Source organism: Streptomyces sp. NPDC059874 (assembly GCF_042731135.1).
In the GTDB taxonomy this organism is placed as follows: Bacteria; Actinomycetota; Actinomycetes; order Streptomycetales; family Streptomycetaceae; genus Streptomyces.
This window is the reverse complement of record NZ_JBHWJY010000079.1, coordinates 1-5529: the sequence shown is the minus strand read 5'-3', so window position 1 is coordinate 5529 and position 5529 is coordinate 1. Positions and strand designations below refer to the sequence as shown.

The 5529-nt window shown below is 72.5% G+C and carries 2 protein-coding genes; one reads left to right on the top strand and one right to left on the bottom strand.

The window, feature by feature from the left end:
* Positions 1-117: 117 nt before the first annotated feature.
* Positions 118-3681, bottom strand: a complete 3564-nt coding sequence (gene mfd, locus ACFV9H_RS32755) for a transcription-repair coupling factor (RefSeq protein WP_385405477.1) — start codon at positions 3679-3681, stop codon at positions 118-120.
* 451 nt (positions 3682-4132) lie between these two features.
* Between mfd and ACFV9H_RS32750 the strand changes: the two genes are divergently transcribed.
* Positions 4133-5440 (top strand): DUF2079 domain-containing protein, encoded by a 1308-nt coding sequence (locus tag ACFV9H_RS32750; protein WP_385405541.1) that lies wholly within the window; start codon positions 4133-4135, stop codon positions 5438-5440.
* Positions 5441-5529 lie beyond the last annotated feature (89 nt).

Here is a 5529-nt window from a genome sequence, read left to right as displayed (position 1 = left end):
CCTCACTGCCCCCCCGGGCCGGCCTGTGGGCGCAACCCCCCCCGGCAACCGCGGTCCCCCTCCCAAAACCCCCCGGGGGGGGGGGGGCCCCCGTACGGGCCCGGCCTCCACGGTGCGTCAGGAGCCGAGGATGGTGGTGAGGAACTCCCCCGTCCAGGCCAGCAGTTCCCGGCCGACCAACGGCTTCCCGCCGATCTTCCCGGTCTTCGGCCGCGGGATCAGCACCTGCGAGGTCGCGGGCTTGAGCACCGACCCGGGGTAGAGCCGCTTCAGGCGCAGCTCCTGCGACTCCCTCAACTCCACCGGACCGAAGCGGATGTTGGGGCCCTGGAGGGTGATGTCGCCGACCCCGCACGCACGGGCGAGCATCCGCAGCCCGGCCACGAGCAGCAGGTTCTCCACCGGCTCCGGCAGCTTGCCGTAGCGGTCGGTGAGCTCCTCGCGGACCGCCTTGATGTCCGCCTCGGAGTTGGCGGCGGCGATGGACCGGTACGCCTGCAGGCGCAGCCGCTCGCCGGGCGCGTAGTCGTGCGGGACGTGCGCGTCCACCGGCAGCTCGATCTTGACCTCCAGCGCCGGCTCCTCCTCCACCCCGCCCTCCACGGCGGCCCGGTAGTCGGCCACGGCCTCGCCGACCATCCGGATGTACAGGTCGAAGCCGACGCCCGCGATGTGACCGGACTGCTCGCCGCCGAGCAGGTTGCCCGCGCCGCGGATCTCCAGGTCCTTCATCGCCACGTACATGCCCGCGCCCATCTCGGTGTGCTGGGCGATCGTCGCGAGCCGCTCGTGCGCGGTCTCGGTCAGCGGCTTCTCCGGCGGGTAGAGGAAGTACGCGTACCCGCGCTCGCGGCTTCGGCCGACGCGGCCGCGCAGCTGGTGCAGCTGGGAGAGGCCGAAGTTGTCGCCGCGCTCCACGATCAGCGTGTTCGCGTTGGAGATGTCGATGCCGGACTCGACGATCGTCGTCGAGACGAGCACGTCGAACTTCTTCTCCCAGAAGTCCACCACGACCTGTTCCAGGGCCTGTTCGGACATCTGGCCGTGCGCCGTCGCGATCCGCGCCTCGGGCACGATCTCGCGCAGCTTCGCGGCCGCCCGGTCGATGGACTCGACCCGGTTGTGGATGTAGAAGCACTGGCCCTCGCGCAGCAGTTCGCGGCGGATGGCAGCGCCGATCTGCTTCTCCTCGTACGGGCCGACGAAGGTGAGGACCGGGTGGCGCTCCTCGGGCGGGGTGGTGATCGTCGACATCTCGCGGATGCCGGTGACGGCCATCTCCAGGGTGCGCGGGATCGGTGTAGCCGACATCGTCAGCACGTCCACGTTGGCGCGCAGCTTCTTCAGCTGCTCCTTGTGCTCGACGCCGAACCGCTGCTCCTCGTCGACGATGACCAGGCCCAGGTCCTTGAACTTGGTCTCCTGCGAGAACAACCGGTGCGTGCCGATGACCACGTCCACCGAGCCCTCCTTCAGGCCCTCCAGGGTGGCCTTGGACTCGGTGTCGCTCTGGAAGCGGGACAGCGCCTTCACGCTCACCGGGAACTGGCTGTAGCGCTCGGAGAAGGTCCCGAAGTGCTGCTGCACGAGCAGGGTCGTGGGCACGAGGACGGCGACCTGCTTGCCGTCCTGGACCGCCTTGAAGGCCGCCCGAACCGCGATCTCGGTCTTTCCGTAGCCGACGTCGCCGCAGATCAGACGGTCCATGGGGACGGACTTCTCCATGTCCTCCTTGACCTCGGCGATGGTGGTGAGCTGGTCGGGCGTCTCCGCGTACGGGAAGGCGTCCTCCAGCTCCCGCTGCCAGGGGGTGTCCGGGCCGAAGGTGTGACCGGGGGCCGCCATGCGCGCCGAGTACAGCTTGATGAGGTCGGCGGCGATCTCCTTGACCGCCTTCTTCGCCCGCGCCTTGGTCTTGGTCCAGTCGGCGCCGCCGAGCCGGTGCAGGGTCGGGGCCTCACCACCGACGTACTTGGTGACCTGCTCCAGCTGGTCGGTGGGGATGTACAGCCGGTCGCCGGGCTGGCCGCGCTTGGCCGGCGCGTACTCGACGAGGAGGTACTCGCGGGTGGCGCCCTGGACGGTGCGCTGCACCATCTCGATGTAGCGGCCGACGCCGTGCTGTTCGTGGACGATGTAGTCGCCGACCTCCAGGGTTAGCGGGTCGATCGACTTGCGGCGCCGGGTCGGCATCCGGCCGAGGTCCTTGGTGGCGGTGCGCTGCCCGGTCAGGTCGGTCTCGGTCAGCACCGCGATCTTCAGCGCCGCGTCGACGAACCCGTTGTCGAGCGAGCCGCAGGCGACGTGCACGATCGAGGGCTCCAGCGCCCCCAGGTCCGCCTCCAGCCGGGCCGCGATGCCCTCGCCGCCGAGCACCTCGACGGTACGGGCGGCCGGGCCGTGGCCCTCGGTGAGGTAGACGGTGTGCCAGCCGTCGGCGATCCAGCCCTTGGTGTCGGCGAGCGCGCGGGCGGTGTCGCCCCGGTAGGCCTCGGGGGCCTGCATGCCGAGCTTGAGGACGTCCCCGCCCCCCGCCGCGTCAGCGGCGTATGTCAACGTCTCGTCGGCGGCGAAGGGGGAGACCGACCACCACATCATGCCCAGCTCGCGCGCGTGCTCCCGTACGTCGGCGATCCCGCGCAGCGAGGCCGCACCGACGTCGATGGGGGCCTCGCCACCGCCGGCGGTGGCCGCCCAGGAAGCCATCAGGAACTCCTGGCTCGTCGCCACCAGGTCCGCGGCCCGCGTCCGTACCCGCTCGGGGTCGCACACCACGGCCATCGCCCCGGCGGGCAGCACGTCGATCAGCAGCTCCATGTCGTCGACCAGGACCGGGGCGAGGGACTCCATGCCCTCGACGGCGATCCCCTCGGCGATCTTGTTCAGCAGTTCGCCGAGCTCGGGGTGCGCCTCGGCGAGGGCCGCGGCCCGCTCCCGTACCTCGTCGGTCAGCAGCAGCTCGCGGCAGGGCGGGGCCCACAGCCCGTGCTCGGCGATCTCCAGGGACCGCTGGTCGGCGACCTTGAAGTAGCGGATCTCCTCGACGTCGTCGCCCCAGAACTCGATGCGCAGCGGGTGTTCCTCGGTGGGCGGGAACACGTCGAGGATGCCGCCGCGCACGGCGAACTCCCCGCGCTTCTCGACGAGCTCGACGCGCGCGTACGCGGCGGCGGCCAGCGCCGCGGTGACCTCCCCGAGGTCCGCGCTCTCCCCCTGCCGCAGGCTGACCGGCACCAGGTCCCCGAGCCCCTTGACCTGCGGCTGGAGCACCGACCGGATGGGGGCGACCACGATGCTGACGGGCCCGGCGGCCGGGTCGTCCTTGCTCGGGTGCGCGAGGCGGCGCAGCACGGCGAGCCGGCGGCCCACGGTGTCGCTGCGCGGGCTGAGCCGTTCGTGCGGGAGCGTCTCCCAGGACGGGTAGTCCACCACCGTGTGCGACAGGTCCCGCGGCAGCATGGAACGCAGGGCCGCGGCCAGGTCCTCGGCCTCCCGCCCGGTGGCGGTGACCGCGAGCACGGTCCGCTCGGTCTGCCGGGCCAGCGCGGCGATCACGAAGGGCCGCGCGGCACCGGGCCCGACCACGTCGACGTGCATGCGGTTGCCGTCGCCGGCCGCCGTGACCGCCTCGGCGAGCGCGGGGTCCCGGGTGACGGCGTCGAGCAGTCCGTGCAGGCTCATGTAGCGGCTTCCATCCGGTGAGGGGGCAACGCGAAGGGCCCGACACGTCGTACGGGCCGGGGGTTCCCAGCCTACGCCCGCCCGTCTCCCGACCGCCGCCCGTCACGGAGGCGCTGCGCGCCGCCGCGTCCGTTCCCCTCCGCCACGCGCGGGGGATTCCGGTCCCCCGTGGGGGTGACGGGACCGGCGCGGTGCGGGCCGCCCCGGTGAGCGCGCGGGCCGCCCTGGTGAACCGTGGCCCTCCCGCCGAGGGACGGGGAGGATGTCAAGATGTGCTTGTAAGGGGCGTCTGAGCTCGCCGCGTCGCTTCCCCAGACGTTCGACCCCGACCGGCCCGAGGGAGCAGCGGTAAGTGACGAGCGATGCGATAGCCCGATCGGCGCCGGTGGCAGCAGTTCCGGCCCGGCCGAGCACGGGCCGGTGGCCGGGGCCGTACGCGGTGGCCGCCGGGATGTTCCTCGTCTACCTCGTGCTGTCCGTCGGCCGGTTCCGGCGGATGGAGTGGGCCTCCTGGGACCTGGGGATCTTCGAACAGGCCATCCGGGCGTACGCGCACCTCCAGGCGCCCGTCGCCGATCTGAAGGGGCCCGGGGCCAACATCCTCGGGGACCACTTCAGCCCGATCATCGCGCTGGTCGCGCCCGTGTACCGGGTCTTCCCCGGCCCCATCACCCTGCTGGTCGTGCAGGCCGCCCTGTTCGCGCTGTCCGCCGTCCCCGTCACCCGGGCCGCCGGACGGCTGCTCGGGCGGGCCCGCGGGATCGCCGTCGGGGTCGCGTACGGGCTGTCCTGGGGGATCCAGCGGGCCGTGGAGTTCGACTTCCACGAGATCGCCTTCGCCGTGCCGCTCATCGCCTTCTCCCTGGAGGCCCTGCTCGCCCGGCGATGGCGGGCCGCGCTGCTGTGGGCACTGCCGCTGGTCCTCGTCAAGGAGGACCTCGGCTTCACCCTCGCCGCCCTGGCCGTGGTGGTGGCCTGGCGGGCCCGGTCCACCGACCGGCGGGCCGCCTGGACCGCGCTCGGCGTCGCCGCCGCGGGCGCCGTCTTCGCCGTCCTCGTGTTCACCGTGTTCATACCGGCCTTCGCCACCGCGGGCTACGGCTACTGGGACAAGATCCAGGGCGCGGGCCCCCTGGACGGCCTCGGCACCAAGCTCACCACCCTGACCTGGGTGCTCCTGCCCACCTCCGGGCTGCTCGCGCTGCGCTCACCCCTGCTGCTGGTCGCCGCCCCCACCCTCGGCTGGCGGTTCCTGTCCGGGGACGACCACTACTGGTCCACCGACTGGCACTACAGCGCCGTCCTGATGCCCGTCGTCGCCCTCGCCCTCGTCGACGCCGTCGACACCCTGCGGCGCGGCGAGCGCCCGTGGCTGCGCTCGTACGCCCTCCAGATGCCCACCGCCGTACTCGCCGCCTCCCTCGCGCTGGCCGCGACCGCCATGCCGACCGCCAAACTCGTCGAAGCGAGCACGTACGAGAAACCCGCCCGGGTGACGGCCGTCGAGCGCCTCCTCGACCGCATCCCCGACGGGGCGACCGTGGAGGCCGACACCGGTCCGCTGACCCGGCTGACCTCCCGCTGCCGCGTGCTGTGGATCGGCGGGAGCAAGGGCGTGGTACCCGACTGGATCGCCCTCGACAACGGTTCCCGGTGGGCCGGCGAGGACCCGACCGCCTACGCGGGCCAGCTGCACCCCGGCGAACGGTTCACCGTCGTGGGCGAGGCCGAAGGGGTCGTCCTGATGAAGCGCGCCTAGGGCCTGTCGTCAAATTCCCGTCGTCGCCCGAAGGGCGGCCCCGCGGCGTCTGGTGCGTGCTCTCGGCGTGCCGGGCGGAAGCCCTCGTA